This is a genomic window from Vallicoccus soli (genome assembly GCF_003594885.1).
Lineage (GTDB): Bacteria > Actinomycetota > Actinomycetes > Motilibacterales > Motilibacteraceae > Vallicoccus > Vallicoccus soli.
In genome coordinates this window covers 604,557-621,476 of the sequence record NZ_QZEZ01000002.1, presented here as the reverse complement: position 1 = coordinate 621,476, position 16,920 = coordinate 604,557, and the positions used below count along the sequence as shown (strand labels likewise).

The 16,920-nt window shown below is 78.4% G+C and carries 17 protein-coding genes and 2 tRNA genes; 12 read left to right on the top strand and 7 right to left on the bottom strand.

Annotated features, from left to right (window positions below):
• Positions 1–52: 52 nt before the first annotated feature.
• Both D5H78_RS08130 and D5H78_RS08125 read left to right on the top strand, forming a co-directional pair.
• On the top strand, positions 53–1,696 hold the full coding sequence (locus tag D5H78_RS08130; RefSeq protein ID WP_119949870.1) for a molybdopterin-dependent oxidoreductase: 1,644 nt from the start codon (positions 53–55) through the stop codon (positions 1,694–1,696).
• Between the two features lie 109 nt (positions 1,697–1,805).
• Positions 1,806–2,498 carry a fasciclin domain-containing protein gene (locus D5H78_RS08125; RefSeq protein WP_119949869.1) on the top strand — a complete coding sequence of 231 codons (693 nt, stop codon included), beginning with the start codon at positions 1,806–1,808 and terminating at the stop codon, positions 2,496–2,498.
• Between the two features lie 58 nt (positions 2,499–2,556).
• On the opposite strand, the gene D5H78_RS08120 is transcribed toward D5H78_RS08125, so the two are convergent.
• Positions 2,557–2,641 (bottom strand) — tRNA-Leu (locus D5H78_RS08120).
• A gap of 60 nt (positions 2,642–2,701) precedes the next feature.
• Positions 2,702–3,172: a thioredoxin-dependent thiol peroxidase gene (gene bcp, locus D5H78_RS08115; RefSeq protein WP_119949868.1), complete on the bottom strand. Its 471-nt coding sequence runs from the start codon at positions 3,170–3,172 to the stop codon at positions 2,702–2,704.
• Positions 3,173–3,381: 209 nt separating this feature from the next.
• Here bcp and D5H78_RS08110 point away from each other — a divergent pair, with 209 nt between their 5' ends.
• The 7 genes from D5H78_RS08110 (at position 3,382) to D5H78_RS08080 (ending at position 8,769) form a co-directional block, all read left to right on the top strand.
• Complete coding sequence (locus tag D5H78_RS08110) at positions 3,382–4,422, top strand: energy-coupling factor ABC transporter permease (protein ID WP_119949867.1); 1,041 nt, start codon at positions 3,382–3,384, stop codon at positions 4,420–4,422.
• Entirely contained in the window at positions 4,423–5,223 is an 801-nt protein-coding gene (cbiQ, locus tag D5H78_RS08105) for a cobalt ECF transporter T component CbiQ (protein WP_218566358.1), read from the top strand. It abuts the gene before it with no gap.
• Positions 5,220–6,014 carry an energy-coupling factor ABC transporter ATP-binding protein gene (locus tag D5H78_RS08100; protein ID WP_119949866.1) on the top strand — a complete coding sequence of 265 codons (795 nt, stop codon included), beginning with the start codon at positions 5,220–5,222 and terminating at the stop codon, positions 6,012–6,014. The genes cbiQ and D5H78_RS08100 overlap by 4 nt, the downstream gene beginning before the upstream one ends.
• Positions 6,015–6,095: 81 nt before the next feature.
• Positions 6,096–6,419: a DUF3618 domain-containing protein gene (locus tag D5H78_RS08095; RefSeq protein ID WP_218566357.1), complete on the top strand. Its 324-nt coding sequence runs from the start codon at positions 6,096–6,098 to the stop codon at positions 6,417–6,419.
• 7 nt (positions 6,420–6,426) lie between these two features.
• A complete protein-coding gene (locus tag D5H78_RS08090; protein WP_218566356.1) occupies positions 6,427–6,942 on the top strand; it encodes a DUF427 domain-containing protein in 516 nt (171 codons plus the stop codon).
• A gap of 103 nt (positions 6,943–7,045) precedes the next feature.
• A complete protein-coding gene (locus D5H78_RS08085) occupies positions 7,046–7,351 on the top strand; it encodes a GroES family chaperonin (RefSeq protein ID WP_119949968.1) in 306 nt (101 codons plus the stop codon).
• Between the two features lie 35 nt (positions 7,352–7,386).
• The gene (locus D5H78_RS08080; protein WP_119949865.1) at positions 7,387–8,769 is read left to right on the top strand and encodes a cytochrome P450; all 1,383 of its coding nucleotides are present in this window, start codon (positions 7,387–7,389) and stop codon (positions 8,767–8,769) included.
• 57 nt (positions 8,770–8,826) lie between these two features.
• Here D5H78_RS08080 and D5H78_RS08075 read toward each other — a convergent pair whose 3' ends face one another.
• The 3 genes from D5H78_RS08075 to D5H78_RS08065 form a co-directional block, all read right to left on the bottom strand.
• The gene (locus tag D5H78_RS08075; protein ID WP_119949864.1) at positions 8,827–9,018 is read right to left on the bottom strand and encodes a hypothetical protein; all 192 of its coding nucleotides are present in this window, start codon (positions 9,016–9,018) and stop codon (positions 8,827–8,829) included.
• Positions 9,019–9,112: 94 nt separating this feature from the next.
• Positions 9,113–9,184: transfer RNA gene (locus D5H78_RS08070), tRNA-Lys, on the bottom strand.
• 67 nt (positions 9,185–9,251) lie between these two features.
• The gene (locus D5H78_RS08065; RefSeq protein ID WP_119949863.1) at positions 9,252–9,431 is read right to left on the bottom strand and encodes a hypothetical protein; all 180 of its coding nucleotides are present in this window, start codon (positions 9,429–9,431) and stop codon (positions 9,252–9,254) included.
• A 116-nt stretch (positions 9,432–9,547) separates the two neighbouring features.
• Here D5H78_RS08065 and D5H78_RS08060 point away from each other — a divergent pair, with 116 nt between their 5' ends.
• Positions 9,548–11,068, top strand: a complete 1,521-nt coding sequence (locus D5H78_RS08060) for a cation:proton antiporter (RefSeq protein WP_119949862.1) — start codon at positions 9,548–9,550, stop codon at positions 11,066–11,068.
• Positions 11,069–11,071: 3 nt separating this feature from the next.
• Here the strand turns inward: D5H78_RS08060 and D5H78_RS08055 are convergent, their stop codons facing one another.
• The gene (locus D5H78_RS08055; protein ID WP_119949861.1) at positions 11,072–12,250 is read right to left on the bottom strand and encodes a glucose-1-phosphate adenylyltransferase family protein; all 1,179 of its coding nucleotides are present in this window, start codon (positions 12,248–12,250) and stop codon (positions 11,072–11,074) included.
• A 122-nt stretch (positions 12,251–12,372) separates the two neighbouring features.
• Between D5H78_RS08055 and D5H78_RS19070 the strand changes: the two genes are divergently transcribed.
• Together D5H78_RS19070 and pcaD are read left to right on the top strand one after the other, a co-directional pair.
• Positions 12,373–13,326, top strand: coding sequence for a Gfo/Idh/MocA family protein (locus D5H78_RS19070; RefSeq protein WP_165865652.1), 954 nt, complete (start codon positions 12,373–12,375; stop codon positions 13,324–13,326).
• Positions 13,323–14,096 (top strand): 3-oxoadipate enol-lactonase, encoded by a 774-nt coding sequence (gene pcaD / locus D5H78_RS08040; protein WP_119949859.1) that lies wholly within the window; start codon positions 13,323–13,325, stop codon positions 14,094–14,096. The genes D5H78_RS19070 and pcaD overlap by 4 nt, the downstream gene beginning before the upstream one ends.
• Here the strand turns inward: pcaD and D5H78_RS08035 are convergent.
• Positions 14,093–16,870 (bottom strand): FAD-binding and (Fe-S)-binding domain-containing protein, encoded by a 2,778-nt coding sequence (locus D5H78_RS08035; RefSeq protein ID WP_119949858.1) that lies wholly within the window; start codon positions 16,868–16,870, stop codon positions 14,093–14,095. The genes pcaD and D5H78_RS08035 overlap by 4 nt on opposite strands.
• Positions 16,871–16,920 lie beyond the last annotated feature (50 nt).

Below are 16,920 nucleotides of genomic sequence, written 5' to 3'. Positions count from 1 at the left end.
GCAGTGGCGGACGCCACCCGTCCGCGGGGGGCGGTGGCGGCGAACCAGGGGCGTGAGCACCGACCAGCAGGCCCGTCCGGCACCGCAGCAGCCCGCGAGCAGCGCTCGGGGCGTGCGCGCGGCGGGGGCGCTGTGCGGGGTGCTCGCCGCGGCCGTCACGCTCGGGGTCGCCGAGCTGGCCGCCGCGCTCGTCGGGCGCACCGCGTCGCCCGTCGTGGTCGTCGGCGGGGCGTTCGTGGACCGGACGCCGCGCTGGCTCAAGGAGTACGCGATCCGCCGGTTCGGCGAGGACGACAAGGCCGTGCTCGTCGGCGGCATCCTCGTCGTCCTCGTGCTCGTCGCCGCCGCGCTGGGCGCGGTCGCCGTGCGGCGGCTGCGGGTCGGGTACGCGGGCGTGGCCCTCCTGGGCGCGGTCGGCGCGGCGGCGGCGCTCAGCCGCCCGCAGGCGCAGCCGCTCGACGCGCTGCCCTCGCTCGCCGGCGCCCTCGCGGGCGCCGCCGCCCTGCACGTGCTGCTGGTGTCCGCCGTGCCCGGTCGGCCGGTGGACCGCAGCGGGGCGCGGCGGGCGGTGCCCGGGGCGCGACGGGTGCGCGAGCGCCTCGCCGCCGGCGACCGCCGGGGCGGGCTCGACCGGCGGGGCCTGCTGCTCGCGGGCCTCTGGTCCGGCGTCGTCGCGGTGGCGGCCGGCGGGCTCGGCCGGGTGCTGCTGCGCCGCTCGGACGCCGCCGCCTCCCGCGCGGCCGTACGGCTGCCGCGCCCCGCGAGCCCGGCACCACCGCTGCCGGCGGGCGTCGAGGTCGCCGCGGACGGCGTGGCGCCCTTCGTCACGCCGAACCGGTCCTTCTACCGCGTCGACACCGCGCTCGTCGTGCCGCAGGTGCGGGCCGAGGACTGGTCGCTGCGGGTGCACGGCATGGTCGAGCGCGAGCTGCGCCTGGACTTCGCCGAGCTGCTCGCCCGCCCGCTCCTCGAGCGCGACATCACCCTGACCTGCGTGTCGAACGAGGTCGGCGGCCCGCTCGTCGGCAGCGCCCGCTGGCTCGGCGCCCCCCTCGCGGACCTGCTCGCCGAGGCGGGCGTGCGCTCGGGGGCCACGCAGCTCGTCGCGCGCTCCGTCGACGGGATGACCATCGGCACGCCGGTGTCCGCCGTCATGGACGGGCGCGACGCCCTGCTGGCCGTGGGGATGAACGGTGAGCCGCTGCCGGCGCAGCACGGCTTCCCCGTGCGCATGGTCGTGCCGGGGCTGTACGGCTACGTCTCGGCCTGCAAGTGGCTCGTCGACCTGGAGCTGACGACGTTCGACGCGTACGACGCGTACTGGGTCGACCGGGGGTGGGCCGAGGAGGCGCCGATCAAGGTGTCGTCCCGGATCGACACCCCGAAGGCCTTCGCCCGGGTCGAGCCCGGCACCACCGTGCCCGTCGCGGGGGTGGCGTGGGCGCAGACCCGCGGCATCGCGCGGGTCGAGGTGCGGGTCGACGGGGGCCCGTGGCAGGAGGCCCGCCTCGGCGCGTCCGCCGGGGACGACACGTGGCGCCAGTGGGTGTGGCCCTGGGCCGTCGAGGGCGGCGGCAGCCACACCCTGCAGGTCCGGGCCACGGACGCGGACGGCGTCGTGCAGGTGGAGGAGCGCGCCACCCCGTTCCCGTCCGGGTCGACGGGCTGGCACAGCGTCGTCGTCACCGGCGGCTGAGCGGCGGGACCCATCCGTCGGGCGCGCAGCACCGAACCACCACCGCAAGCAAGCACACGCACCACGAAGCCAGCAGCAGCGTCCTGCTGCTCCCCCGAGGAGGACACCCATGATCCGCACGCGCCTCACCGCCGCCGCCGCCCTGTCCGTCCTCGCGCTCGGGCTCACCGCCTGCGGCGACGACGCCGAGAGCTCCACGGGCAGCGGGTCGACCGCGCCCGAGACGTCGATGGAGCAGCCGATGGGGACGCCGATGGCGACCCCGTCGGAGGACGGCACGGAGACCCCGATGGAGGGGGCCATGGCCGGCGGGCTCGTCGGCCCGGGCTGCGCCGACTACGCCGCGCAGGTGCCGACCGGTGCCGGCTCGGTCGAGGGCATGGCGCAGGACCCGGTGGCGACCGCGGCGAGCAACAACCCCCTGCTCACCACCCTCGTGTCGGCCGTGAGCGGCCAGCTCAACCCGGACGTCGACCTCGTCGACACGCTCAACGGCGGCGAGTTCACGGTCTTCGCCCCCGTCGACGACGCCTTCGCGCAGGTCCCGCCCGCGACCCTCGAGGCGCTCAAGACCGACAGCGCCGCCCTGACCGAGGTGCTGACGTACCACGTCGTGCCCGGCCGGCTCTCGCCCGAGCAGGTCGTCGGCGCGCAGACCACGGTGCAGGGCCAGCAGGTCGAGGTGACCGGCAGCGGAGACATGCTCAAGGTCGGCGACGCCGACGTGGTCTGCGGCGGCGTCCAGACCGCCAACGCCACGGTCTACCTCATCGACGGCGTCCTCACCCCGCCGGCGGGCTGACCACCGGCGCAGCGACGGCCGGTCCCCGCGAGGGGGCCGGCCGTCGCTGCTCGCGCGCTGGTGCGGGAGGAGGGACTCGAACCCTCACGCCCGAGGGCACGGGATCCTAAGTCCCGCGCGTCTGCCGGTTCCGCCACTCCCGCCCGGCCGCGAGGGTACGCCGTGCGCACCCGGCGCGGCGGGCGCGGCGGGCCAGCGCCGCGTCAGGCGTCGACGCCCAGCTCCTTGCGCAGGCGGGCCACGTGGCCGGCGGCCTTGACGCCGTACATGGCCCGCTGCACGACCCCCTGCTCGTCGAGCACGACGGTCGAGCGGATCGTGCCGGTGACGGTGCGCCCGTAGTTCTGCTTCTCGCCCCAGGCGCCCCACGCCTCCATGACCTCGTGCCCGGGGTCGGACAGCAGCGGGAAGGTGAGGCCGTCGCGCTCGCGGAAGCGGGCGAGCTCGGCCGGCTCGTCGGGGGAGACGCCGAGCACGGCGTACCCGGCGCCCTGCAGCGACGCGAGGCTGTCGCGGAAGTCGCAGGCCTGCGTGGTGCAGCCCGGGGTCATGGCCCGCGGGTAGAAGTAGACGACGACCTTGCGCCCGCGCAGCGACGACAGCGCCACCGGCTGCCCGTCGGCGTCGGGGAGGGTGAAGTCGGGGGCCTGGTCGCCGGGCTCGAGCCTGCTCACGGGGTCGCTCCTGGGTGTCTGCGGGTGGGTTCGGGGTGGCTGCGGGGTGTCTGCGGGGGTCTGCGGGTGCCGCTGCCGGGACAGCGGCCGCCGGGGCGCGCGGCGCCACCGTAGGGGACCGGCCGCGCGGGCGCGCACCGGCTTGTTGCGAGGGTTTCGCAGGTGCGAGCGGCTGGCCTATGCTCCAGCGCGGAGGCAGGAGGTCCCCCATGCACGTCCCCGACGGTTTCCTCGACGTCCCGACGTCCGCCGCCACCGCGGTGGTCGCCGCCGGCGCGGTCGGTGCGGCCCTGCGCCGCTCCCGGGCCGAGCTCGACGAGCGCACCGCGCCGCTCGCGGGGCTCACCGCCGCGTTCGTCTTCGCGGTCCAGATGCTCAACTTCCCCGTCGGCGTCGGGACGAGCGGGCACCTCATGGGCGGGGCGCTGGCCGCCGTGCTCGTGGGCCCCTGGACGGCGCTGCTGTGCCTCACCGTCGTGCTCGTCGTGCAGGCGCTGCTCTTCGCCGACGGCGGCACGACCGCGCTGGGCACGAACGTCCTGCTCATCGGCGTGGTCACCGTCGTCGTGGGTTGGGCGGTCACCCGGGCCGCGCTCGCGGTGCTGCCGCGCCGGCCCCGCTCGGTCGTGCCCGCCGCGGCGCTCGGCGCCCTGGTCTCGGTGCCCGTCGCGGCCGCCGTCTTCGCCGGCCTCTTCGCCGTCGGCGGCGCCGCGGACCTCCCGGTCGGCACCCTGCTCGCGACGATGGTCGGCTGGCACCTGCTCATCGGCGTCGGCGAGGCGGTCATCACCGGCCTCACCGTGAGCGCCGTCGTCGCCGTGCGGCCCGACCTGGTGCGCGCCGCGCGCGGGCTCGCCCCGGCGCTCGTGCTGCGCGACGCGCAGGGCCGCGAGACCTCCGCCCCGGTGCCGGTGGCGGCCCCCCGCCGCGTCGGGCGGCGCGGCGTCCTGCTCGGCGGCACCGCGGTGACGCTGCTGCTCGCGGGGGTCGTCAGCGCCTGGGCCAGCTCCAGCCCCGACGGGCTCGAGCGCGTGGCGGAGGACCGCGGCTTCCTCGACACGGCCCGGGAGCACGCGGTGACCTGGGGGCTCGGGGACTACGGCGCCGTCGGGGGCATCCCGGTGGGCGTGGCCGGGGTCCTCGGGGTCGCCGTCGTGGTGATCGTCGGCACGCTGCTCTTCCGCCTCGTCGCGGCCCGGCGCCCCGACGCGGCCGCGCCCCGGGGCGAGCGGGAGCGGGCGGGGGTCTGAGTGGCCGTCGCCCACGCGCACGGCCCGGTGCGGGCGGCCCGCCCGGCACCGGCCGCCGCCCGGCCGCAGGACCCGGTGAGCGCGCTGCCGGCGCACCTCGCCGTGCCGGCGCTGCTCGGCTTCGTCGCGGTCGTGGTGGCGACGCCCTGGTCGCTCGCCCCGGCGTTCGCCGGCTACGCCGCCCTGCTCGTCGCCGTCGCCGTGCTGGCGCGCGTGCGGCCCGCGGCGTTGCTGCGCCGGATGCTCGTCGAGGTGCCGTTCGTCGTCTTCGCGCTGCTGCTGCCGTTCGTCGCGACCGGGCCCCGCACCGAGGTGCTCGGCGTCGCCGTGTCGAGCAGCGGGCTCGCCGCCGCGGGCGCGCTGCTGGCCAAGGGCACGCTCGGCGTCGCCGCGTCGGTGCTGCTCGCGCTCACCACGCCGCCGCGCGAGCTGCTCCTCGGCCTGCGCCGCCTGCGCGTGCCGCCCCTGCTCGTGGAGATCGCCTCGTTCATGGTCCGCTACGGCGACGTGGTGCTCGCCGAGATGCGCCGGATGCGCGTGGCCCGGGCCTCGCGGGGCTTCCAGGCGCGGCACCTCGGCCACGCCCCCGTGCTCGCCCGGTCGGCGGGCGCGCTCTTCGTCCGGTCGTACGAGCGCGGCGAGCGCGTGCACCTGGCGATGCTGTCCCGCGGCTGGACGGGCTCCATGCCGGTGCTCGACGAGGCCCCCACCCGCCGTGCGGACGCCCTGCGCGCCGCGCTCCTCCCGGCCGGCGCCCTCGCGGTCCTGCTCGCCACCGCGCTCGCCACGACCCTCGCGTGACCGTGCCCGCGCTGCGGGTCGAGGGGCTCGCCTACGCCTACCCCGACGGGCACCAGGCCCTCTTCGGCGTCGACCTCGAGCTCGCGCCGGGGGAGCGGGTCGCCCTGCTCGGGCCCAACGGCGCCGGCAAGACGACCCTGGTCCTGCACCTCAACGGCATCCTCACCGGCGGGGCCGGCACGGTGCAGGTCGGCGGCCTGCGCCTGGACCCGCGCGACCGCGCGGCGGTCGCGGAGGTCCGCCGGCGCGTGGGCGTCGTCTTCCAGGACCCCGACGACCAGCTGTTCATGCCGACCGTGCGCGACGACGTGGCCTTCGGCCCGGCGAACGCCGGGCTGCGCGGCGCCGAGCTCGACGCGCGGGTCGCCGAGGCGCTGGCGGCGGTCGGCATGCAGGGCGTGCAGGACCGCCCGCCGCACCACCTGAGCTTCGGGCAGCGCCGCCGCGTCGCCGTGGCCACGGTGCTGGCGATGCGCCCGCAGGTGCTCGTCCTCGACGAGCCGTCGAGCAACCTCGACCCGGCCAGCCGCCGCGAGCTCGCCGAGGTCCTGCTCGGCCTCGACGTGACCGTGCTCATGGTGACCCACGACCTGCCGTACGCCCTCGAGCTGTGCCCCCGCTCGGTCGTCCTGTCCGGCGGGACCGTCGTCGCCGACGGGCCCACCCCCGACCTGCTGGCCGACGCGGAGCTGCTGCGCCGGCACCGCCTCGAGCTGCCGTTCGGCCTCGACCCGCGGGCCGTGCGCCCGCCGGCCCGCGGGGGCCGCGCCGGGGGCATGGGCCCGGCCTGACGGGGGCAGAGCAAGCGCTAGGGTCGGCGACCGAGCCGACCACCGCGCGCCCCTGCGCGCCCGACGACGACGGAGGTGCCCGTGGCCGAGCAGAGCTCCTCGGACCTGACCCTGCAGGCGCGAGGAGGCCCGCTCGGACCCGAGCCGACCGGCCCGCGCCCCAACCGCTCCCCGGAGCAGATCGAGCGCGACATCAAGGCGACGCGCGCCCGCCTCGCCGGCACCGTCGACGACATCGCCGAGCGGGTCGCGCCGAAGACCCTCCTCGCCCGGGCCAAGGAGTCCGCGCGCGCCCAGGTCGTCGACCCGGTGACCGGCCAGCCGCGCTACGAGCGCCTCGGCGCCGTCGCCGGCGTCGTGCTGCTCATCGTCACGGTGCGCGTGGTGCGCGCCCGCCGGCGCTGAGGCGGCCGTGAGCAGGGCGCTCCCGCCCGGGGTCGTGCCCGAGCCGGCCGGCCCCGGGCAGGAGAGCGTCTGGGACTACCCCCGCCCCCCGCGCCTGGAGCCGGCGGGGCGCCACGTCGTCGTCGAGCTCGGCGGCGTCGTGGTCGTCGAGACCCGCGACGCGCTGCGGGTGCTCGAGACGAGCCACCCGCCCGTCTACTACCTGCCGCTGGCCGACGCCGCGCCCGGGGCCCTCGTCCCCGGCGCCGGGCGCGTCTCGCTGTGCGAGTACAAGGGCTGGGCGCGCTCGTGGACCGTCGTGGCGGGCGGGCGCCGCGAGGTGGACGCCGGCTGGGACTACCCCGACCCCGTCCCCGGCTACGCGGCGCTGCGCGGGCACGTCGCCCTCTACGCGGACCGGATGGACCGCTGCCTCGTCGACGGCGAGCCCGTCCGGCCGCAGCCCGGGGGCTTCTACGGCGGCTGGGTCACCTCCTGGGTCCGCGGGCCGGTCAAGGGCGGCCCGGGGTCGTACGGCTGGTGACGGTAGCGTCGAGCGGGTGAGCGCCCCCGACGACCGCACCACCAGCACCCGCCCGGGCACCCGCCCCGCCCCGGGGGACGACGACGCCGCGCTGCCGGTGCGCATGCTGCACGACCGCGTGCTGGTCCTCGTCGACGCCGAGGCGGGGGAGCGGCGCTCCTCGGCCGGCATCCTCATCCCGGCGACGGCGAGCCGGGGCAAGCGGCTGTCCTGGGCCGAGGTGCGCTCCGTCGGCCCGCACGCGCGCAGCGTGCAGGCGGGGGACCGCGTGCTGTTCGACCCCGAGGACAAGGCGGAGGTCGAGGTCGGCGGCCGCGAGTACGTCCTGCTGCGCGAGCGCGACCTGCACGCGGTGGCCGCGCAGCGGCTCGAGGACGGCGGCGACGGGGCCACCGGCCTCTACCTGTGACGGCGGACCCCGCGCCGGTCCCCGTACGGGGGAGGGTGGGCACCCGCCCGCGCACCGCGCCCGGGCCCGAGGGGCTCGACATGCTCCGCGCGGTGCCGCGCACCCGCGCGGACGCGCCCGGGTTCCTGCTGGAGGTGCAGCGCCGCTGGGGCGACGTCGTGCAGTTCCCGGTGCCGCGGCCCACGACGTTCCTCGTGAGCCACCCGGACGGGGTGCGCCGGGTCCTGCAGGACGGGCACAAGGCCTACGACAAGGCGACGGTGCAGTACCGCACGCTCAGCGCGGTGTCGGGGCGGGGGCTGCTGACGAGCGACGGCGAGCTGTGGCGGCGCCAGCGCCGGCTCGCCCAGCCCGCCTTCCACGACCGCACCCTCGTGGCCGTCGCCGAGCGGACGGGGGCCGCGGCGCGGCGCCAGCTCGAGCGCTGGGCGGGGGTGCGCGACGGCGCCGTCGTGGACGTCGACGCCGCGATGATGCACACCACCCTGGACGTCGTGGGCGGGACGTTCTTCGGCGCGGACCTGACCGGGGCCGGCGGGGCCGGGGGCGGCGCGGGCACCGCGCAGGGCCTCGTCGACGCGGTGCTCGCCGCGCTCGAGGTCGTCGTCGCGCGGGCGCGGACGCCGCTGCCGGCGCGGGTGCCGCTGCCCGGGGACCGGCGCCTCGCCCGCGCCCTGGCCACCATCGACGGGACCCTCGCGGGGGTCGTCGCCGCCCGCCGGGCCCGCGGGCCGCGGCCCGCGGGCGCCGACCCGGACCTGCTCGACCTGCTGCTCGCCGCCACCGACGGCGACGGGCCGATGGACGACCGGCAGCTGCGCGACGAGCTCGTCACCGCGCTGGTCGCGGGCCACGAGACCGTGGCGTCGGCGCTCACCTGGACCTGGCACCTGCTCTCGCGCGACCCCGCCGCGGCCCGCTGGCTGCACGAGGAGCTCGACGCCGTGCTCGGCCCGGACGAGGTGCCCGGCCACGAGCACGTGCCCGCCCTGGTGCGCACCCGCGCGGTCCTCGACGAGGCGCTGCGGCTCTTCCCGCCGGCCTGGGTCGTCACCCGCCGGGCGCTGCAGGACGACGTCGTCGGCGGGTACGCGGTGCCCGCCGGCTCCCTGGTCATCGTGAGCCCGTGGGTGGTGCACCGGCACCCGGGGGCCTGGGCGGACCCGGAGCGGTTCGACCCGGCGCGGTTCCTGCCCGAGCGCCGGGGGACGGTCGTGCGGGGGGCGTACCTGCCCTTCGGGGCAGGGCCCCGGCTGTGCATCGGGCGGGGCGCCGCGCTCGTCGAGGGCACCCTGCTGCTCGCCGCGCTGGCGCGGCGGGTCGGGCTCGAGGCGGTGCGCGCCCGGGTGGGCGTCGACGCGCTCGTCACGCTGCGCCCGCGCGACGGGCTGCCGCTGCGGCTGCGCCGCCGGGCCTGAGGGCCCGGCGGCGCTGCGGGGCCGCGGGGTCGCGGGGTCGCAGGGTCGCAGGGTCGCTCAGACGACCCCGAGGACCACGAGCAGCAGGATCACCGCGATCACGAGCGCGAGGATGGCGATGGTGCGGGTCGTCACGGGGACCTCCGGTGCCGGTGCCGCCCCCGGGCGGGGCGACCTCTGGGTCCTCGTCGTCCCCCGGGCGGCACCGGGCCATGCGCGCGGGCCGGACCCGTCGCCCGTACGGGTCAACGCCGGGACGCAGCGTCACGACGGCAGGGGCGCACGGGCCCGGGAACGCCGGTGGGCGCCCTCCAGGAGGAGGGCGCCCACCGGTCGTCACGGGTGCGCCGCCAGGGACTCGAACCCCGAACCCGCGGATTAAGAGTCCGCTGCTCTGCCATTGAGCTAGCGGCGCGTGCGAGGAAGGACATTAGCAGGCAGGGGGCCCGCGCACGAAACCGGCCCCCGCCGCGCCCCGCCCCTCAGGCGGCCCACCAGGCGTCGGCCGGGACGCCCTCGGCGTCGAGGATCTCGCGCGAGGCCGGGCCGTCGGCCAGGCACAGGTCGAGCAGCAGGGTGAGCGGCACGTGGTGGGCCAGCAGGCTCATCACGGGGTCGCCCGGCGAGGTCGCCGCCGGGACGCCGGTGCGGGTGGTGTCCATGCCTCGATGATCGGCGTCACTCTGCGTGAGGTGTTGCTCCGCACGGGTGGGACGGACGGCCCGGGACCGCACCGCCGCGCGACTGCCCGCCCCCGTCCGGGGAAGCCTGCCGCCCCGTGGGGACCCTCGAGGTGCTGCTGCTGCTCCTGCTCGCGGCCGCGCTGCTGCCGGCGCTCGCCGAGCGCACCGGGCTGCCCGCCCCCGTGCTCACCACCTGCGCCGGCGCCGTGCTCGCGCTCGTGCCCGCGGTGCCGCGGCTCGAGGTCGACCCCGAGCTCGTGCTGCCGGTCCTGCTGCCGCCGCTCATCTTCGCCGCGGCCTCGCGGGTCAGCACCCGCGCGCTGCGCCGCGACGCCGCGGCGCTCGTCAGCCTCGCGGTGCTCCTCGTGCTCGTCACGACGGTCGCCGTCGCCCTCGCCGTGCGCCTCGTCGACCCGACGCTCCCGCTGGCGGTGGCGGTGCTGCTCGGCGCCGTCGTCTCCCCGCCGGACCCGGTCGCCGCGAGCTCGGTCGCGGGCCGGGTCGGGCTGCCCCGGCGGCTGCTGGACCACCTGGAGGGCGAGGGCCTCTTCAACGACGCGACGGCGCTCGTCGTCTTCCAGGCCGCGCTCACCGTCGCCGCCGGCGGCGCGCTGACCCTCGGCGGCACCGCGCGCCTCGTCCTGCTGTCCACCGTCGCCGGGGCGCTGCTCGGGCTCGCCCTCGGCCGCCTCGCCAGCGCCCTCCTCGAGCGCCTCGACGACCCCCGCGCGGAGGTGCTGCTCACGGTGCTCCTGCCGTACGGCGCCTTCGTCCCGATCGACCTGCTCGGCGGCTCGGGCGTCGTCGCCGTCATCGCGGCGGGCCTGTACGTCGGCCAGTTCGGCGCCGGCTCGCTCTCCCCGGCCGGGCGGCTGCAGGGCGGCGCCGTCTGGGGCGCGCTCGAGCTCGCGGCGACCGGCGTCGCGTTCGGCCTGGTCGGCGCCGAGGTCGTGCAGGTGCTGCAGGACCGCCCGCCGGGCGGCACCCAGCTCGCGGCCGCCGCGGTCGTCTGCGCCACCGCGGCGGCCGCGCGGCTGCTGTGGGTCGCGCCCGCCGGGCTGCTCCTGCGCCGGGCCGGGCGCCTGCAGGGCGGGGTGTGGCGCGAGTCCGTGGTCATCTCGTGGGCCGGGATGCGCGGGGTCGTCACCGTCGCGACCGTGCTCGCCCTGCCGGAGGACCTGCCGGGGCGCAGCACCGTGCAGGTCTGCGCCCTCGCCGTCGTCCTCGTCACCCTGCTCGGGCAGGGCCCCACGCTCGCCCCCGTCGTGCGGGCCCTCGGGGTCACCGGCGAGGACGACGTGGCGGCCGAGGTCGAGCGGCTGCGCGGCGAGGCCGCCCGCGCCGCGCTCGCCCGGCTCGACGACCTCGTGGCCGAGGGCCGGGTCGAGACCGGGGAGGCGGAGCGGGTGCGGCGGGCGTACGGGTGGCGGCGCGACGCGCGGCGGGCGGCCGCCGACGGCGACCCGCGCCTCGAGCGGCACGCCGAGGTGCTGCGCGCGCTGCACGACGCGGAGCGCGACGTGGTCCTCGAGCGCCGCCGCAGCGGCAGCGCGCCCGACGCCGTCACCTCGGTGGTGCTGCGCGACATCGAGGCCCGGGCGCTGCGGGGGCGCTAGCGGTCAGTCCTCCGGCGGCTCCGGGTGCACGGCGCCCTGCGGCACCCGCTGCCCCGCCCCGACCGTCGTGCGCAGGCCGACGAGCGTCACCGCACCGGGCCCGCCGACCTGCGCGTCGGGCCCGACCTCCACGCCGTCGTCGAGGACGCTGCGCTCCACGCGCGCCCCGCGGCGCACCACGGCCCCGGGCAGCAGGACGCTCTCCACGACCGTCGCCCCGGCCTCGACGACGGCTCCCGGGGACAGGACCGAGCGGGACACGCTGCCGGCGACGGTCGCGCCGGGGGAGACGAGGGCGTCGGAGACCTCCGCGCCGTCGTGCAGGCGGGCGGCCCCCCAGCCGCGGGTGTGCGTGCGGACCGGCCACGCCGGGTCGTCCAGCACGATCCGCGGCGGGCCGGCCAGCAGGTCCATGTGCCCCTCCCAGTACGACTCCACGGTGCCGACGTCGCGCCAGTAGCCGTCGAACCGGTGCTCCCGCGCCCGGCCCTGCTCGACGAGGCGGGGCAGGAGCTCGTACCCCAGGTCGGTGAGGCCGTCCTCGCCGGCGTCCGCCGCCAGCTCCTCGAGCAGGTCGAGCACCGGACCGGGGTCGAGCACGAAGACCTCGTTGCTCACCAGGTCGCCGCGCGGCTCGTCGGGCTTGTACACGTAGTCGACGATCCGCCCGTCCTCGGCCTGCACGACGCCGTAGCGGCCCGCGTCGGCCGGGTCCACCCGCGTGGTCACCATGGTCACGGCGTCGCCGGAGGCGAGGTGCTCGGCCACGACGTCCGCGTAGTCGAGCCGGTAGACGGCGTCCGCGCTCACGACGACGAGGGCGTCCGGACCGAACTCCCGCACGAGCTCGGCGTTGCGCCACAGGGAGTCGGCGGTGCCGGCGTGCCAGCCCCCGCGCGCGGTGCCCTGGTGCGGCGGGATGACGAGCAGGCCGCCGGTGGTGCGGTCCAGGTCCCAGGGGCGCCCGCTGGACAGGTGGTCGTTCAGCGAGGTGGTGTGGAACTGCTGGGACACCCACACGTCCGCGATGCCCGAGTGCAGGCAGTTGCTCAGCGGGAAGTCGATGAGCCGGTTCACCCCGCCGAAGGGCACCGCCGGCTTGGCGCGGTCGTGCGTGAGCAGCTGGAGGCGCCCGCCGGCGCCGCCGGCGAGGACGAGGACGAGGGTGCGGGGCGGTGCCACGGTGGCCTCCGGGAGCGCGTGCGGTTGCGGGTGTCGGCGCCGTACCCCGGGGCAGGCAGGGCCACGCCCCGGGGCGGAGGCCGCCGCGGGGCCGTACGGTGCGGTGGACGAGGAGGTGCTGCGTGGGCGGCTGGGGCGGTGCGGTGCGCTGGGGGTTCCTCGGCGCCGGGCGGATCGCGCGCGAGCTGGCGCCGGTGGTGCACGCGTCGCGCGGCGCCTGCCTGCAGGCGGTCGCGTCGCGCGACGTCGAGCGGGCCCGGCGGCTGCGCCCGCGCGGGCGGGCGTACGGGAGCTACGCGGCGCTGGTCGCGGACGACGACGTCGACGCGGTCTACGTCGCCCTGCACCACGACGCGCACGCCGAGTGGGTGGTCGAGGCGCTGCGCCACGGCAAGCACGTGCTCTGCGAGAAGCCCCTCGGGCTCGACGCCGGCGAGGTCCGGCGCATGGCCGACGCGGCGCGCGAGGCGGGCCGGCTGCTCGTCGAGGCGTCCTGGTACCGCTGGCACCCGCGCACCCTGCGCGCGGAGGCCCTGCTCGCCACCGGCGCGGTCGGGGAGGTGCGGCGGGTCTGGACCGGCTTCACCGGCCGCGTCGAGGAGGGCGGCTTCCGGCACGACCCGGCGCACGGCGGCGGCGCGCTGCTGGACGTCGGCTGCTACGCCGCCTCGGCGGCGCTCTGGGCGACCGGCTGGCAGATGCTCGAGGCGGTCAAGAGCGTGGAGCTCGAGCGCGGGCCGACCGGCGTGGACCTGCGCGGGACCGCCCTGCTGCAGCTCGGCCTGGCCACCGCGGAGGTGCGCTTCGCCATGGCCGACGACGTGCAGCAGTGGCTCGCGGTCGAGGGCGACGACGGGCGGCTCGACGTCGTCGGCAGCCCGTACAGCTCGCGCGCGGAGCCCTCGGTCCTGCTCGTCGGGGGGCACGCCGAGCACTTCGCGCCCGTCGACCCGTACCAGCTCATGGTCGAGGGGGTGTCCGGCGCGGTGCGCGGCGACGTCGACGAGGTGCTCCCGCTGGAGCAGTCGCTGCGCACCGCCGAGCTGCTGGACGCGGTGCGGGGGAGCGCCTCGTGAGCGTCGACCTGCACCACGTCGTCGAGGGGCCCTCGGACGCGCCGGTGCTCCTGCTCCTCGGCAGCCTCGGCAGCGACCTGTCGGTCTGGGAGCCCCAGCGCGCCCTCGCCGGGTCGCTGCGCCTCGTGCGCGCGGACCTGCGCGGGCACGGCGCCTCGCCGGTGCCGCCCGGCCCGTACGCCCTCGAGGAGCTCGCCGACGACGTCGTCGGCCTGCTCGACCGCCTCGACGTCGACGTGGCGCACGTCGCGGGGATCTCGCTGGGCGGGATGGTCGCGCAGGCCGTCGCCGTGCGCGCCCCGGAGCGCGTGCGCTCGCTGGCGCTGCTGTGCACGTCGGCCCGGACCGAGGACCCCTCGCCCTGGCACGACCGGGCGGCGACCGTGCGCCGCGACGGGCCGGGCGCCCTCGCCGCGACGGTCGTCGGCCGCTGGCTCACCGCGCCGTACGCCGCGGCCCACCCCGAGGTCGCCGCGCGGCTGCGGGCCATGGTCGCGGCGACCCCCGCCGAGGGGTACGCCGGCTGCTGCGAGGCCGTCGCCGGGCTCGACCTGACCGCCGAGCTGCCCCGCGTCGAGGCGCCCGCGCTCGTCGTCTCCGCGGCCCAGGACGCTTCGCTGCCCCCGGAGCACCAGCGGCGCATCGCGGACCTGCTCCCGCGCAGCCGGCTCGTCGAGCTCGAGGGCGTCGCGCACCTCGCGAGCGTCGAGCGGGCCGACGACGTGGCCCGGCTGCTGCGCGACCACGTGCAGGACGCCCAGCGGCGCTAGCGGGTCGCCTCCTCCACCAGCTCCAGCAGGTGCCGGTACGGCCGCCCCGTCGCCCGGGTCATCCCGACCTCGCAGGTGCGCCCCGTCGAGGCGTACGCGTCGAACGCGCGCCCCTCGAGCTCGCGGGCCTCGGGCGCCGTCGCGCTCGCGGTGAGCTCGGGGTGCAGCATCCCGCGGTCGCCGGCGAAGGCGCAGCAGCGCCAGGCCCGCGGCACGACGACCTCGTCGGCGACCGCCCGCGCCAGGGCCAGCACGGCCGGCCCGGTGCCGGCGCGGGTGGACGAGCAGGTCGGGTGCAGCGCGAGCGCGCCGAGCCGCCGGGTGACCGTGAGCCGGGGGAGCACCTCGGTCGCCACCCAGGCGACGGCGTCGAGGACCGGCACCCCGTCCAGCCCGGCGAAGCCCTCGGCGCAGGACGACGCGTCGGTCACGACCGGGACGGCGCCGCCGCGGGTCGCGGCGCGCAGCACGGGCACGACCCGCTCGCGCACCCGCGCGTGCCCGGCGGGCAGGCCCTTGGAGGACCACGGCGTGCCGCAGCACAGGTCCGCGACCCCGTCCGGCACCGCGAGGCGCAGCCCGGCGCGCGCGGCCAGGGCCCGTACGGCCGCCTCGACCCCCGCCCCGTCCCCGGCCGGCGCGAACAGCGCGCCGAGGCAGGAGGGGACGAACACGGCGTCGGGCCGGTCCTCGCGCAGCGCCCGGCGCGGCCGTCCGCCCGCGGGCAGGTCGGCGTCCCAGCGCGGCACGCGGTCCGCGCCCAGCACGGCCCGCCCGGCCCGGGTGGCGCCCGCGGCGGCGGGCGGCACGGCCGTCGCCGCGTCGAGGGCGCGGCCCATCGTGCGGGTCGCCGCGCCCCAGTGCCCCGCGAGCGCGGACCACGCGCGCTGCTCGACCCGGGTCGCCGACTCCGCGCGCAGGCGCTTGACGAGGTCCCCCGTGTTGATGAGCACCGGGCAGGCGGTGGCGCACATGCCGTCGACCGCGCAGGTCTGCACGGCGTCGTAGTCGTAGTCCTCGCGCAGCGCGCGGGCCAGCGCGGCGTCGCCGGCGGCCTCGGCCGCGGCGATCTCGCGGCGCAGCACGATGCGCTGGCGCGGCGTCGTCGTGAGGTCCTGGCTCGGGCACACCGGCTCGCAGTAGCCGCACTCCACGCAGCGGTCCACCTCGGGCTCCACCTGCGGCACCGTCTTGAGGTGCCGCACGTGCGCGGCGGGGTCGTCGCTGACGAGCACGCCGGGGCTCAGCGTGCCGCGCGGGTCGCACAGCGCCTTGACCTCGCGCATGACGGCGTAGAGCTCGTCGCCGAACTGGCGCCGGACGTACGGCGCCATGACCCGCCCCGTGCCGTGCTCGGCCTTGAGGGTGCCCCCGTGGCCGAGGACGACGTCGACCATCTCCTCGGTGAACGCCTCGTACCGCGCGGGGGCCCGCCCGTCGGGGAAGCGCTCGACGAGCATGAAGTGCAGGTTGCCGTCCTTGGCGTGCCCGAAGGTCACGGTGCCCTCGTAGCCGTGGCGCGCGTAGAGCACGTCGAGGTCGTCGCAGGTGTCGGCGAGCGCGGCGACCGGCACGGCCACGTCCTCGAGCAGCGCCGTGGTGCCGGAGGGGCGGGCGCCCGCCACTGCGGCGTACAGGCCCTTGCGGATGTGCCACAGCGCGGCGCGCCCGGCCGCGTCGCCGCTGAGCCGGGCGGGTGCGGCCAGCGGCAGGCCGGCGACGAGCCGCTCCGCCGCCGCGACGCGCCCCGCCAGCTCGTCCGCGTCGGAGGACTGCCACTCCACGAGCAGCGCCGCGTGCCGGCGCACGTCGAGCCCGCGCAGCACGGCGTCGGCCCGGGGGTCCCGCTGCGCCACCCGCAGCGCCTGCGCGTCCAGCAGCTCGACGGCCGCCGGCCCGGCGTCGACGAGCGCCGGCACGGCGTCCATGGCGTCGCGGAGGCTGTCGAGCACGAGCAGCCCGGTCGCGGCGAGGGGGTGCACGGGCACGGTGCGGAGCACCGCGCCGGCGACGAAGCCGAGCGTCCCCTCGCTGCCCACGGCCAGGTGCGCCAGGACCTGCACCGGGTCGTCGTGGTCGACGAAGGAGTTGAGCCCGTAGCCCATGGTGTTCTTCATCGCGTACTGCGCGGCGATGCGCCGCAGCGACCCCGGGTCGCTGCGGACCCGGTCGCGCAGGCGCAGCAGGCCCGCGTGCAGGCCGGGCTCGAGGGCCCGCAGCCGCGCGTCGGCGTCGGGCGCGCCGGAGTCCACGACCGTGCCGCTCGGCAGCACGAGGACGAGCGACTCCAGGGTCCGGTACGCGTTCGCCGTGGTCCCGCAGGTCATGCCGCTGGAGTTGTTCGCCAGGACCCCGCCGACGGTGCACGCCGACTCGCTGGCCGGGTCCGGGCCGAGCCGGCGCCCGTACGGGGCCAGCGCGGCGTTGACCTGGCGCAGCACCGCGCCGGGCTGCACCCGCACCCGGGCGCCGCCGTCGAGGACCTCCAGCCCGCGGAAGTGCCGGCGCACGTCGACGAGCAGGTGCTCGGTGACGCCCTGCCCCGACAGGCTCGTGCCGCCCGAGCGGAAGGTCAGCGGCAGCCCGGCGGCGGAGCAGGCGCGCAGCAGGGCGGCGACCTGGTCGGCGTCGCGCGGGGTGGCCACGGCGCGGGGGACGAGCAGGTAGTGCGAGGCGTCGTGCGCCAGGCGCCGGCGGTGGCTCTCGCGCTCGCTCACCGCGCCGGGCAGCGCGCCCGCCAGGCCCGCGAGGGCCTCCTGCACCGGTGCCGCCACGCCGCGCCTCCCGTCGTCCCCGACCGTCGGGCGACCCTAACCCGGGGGGC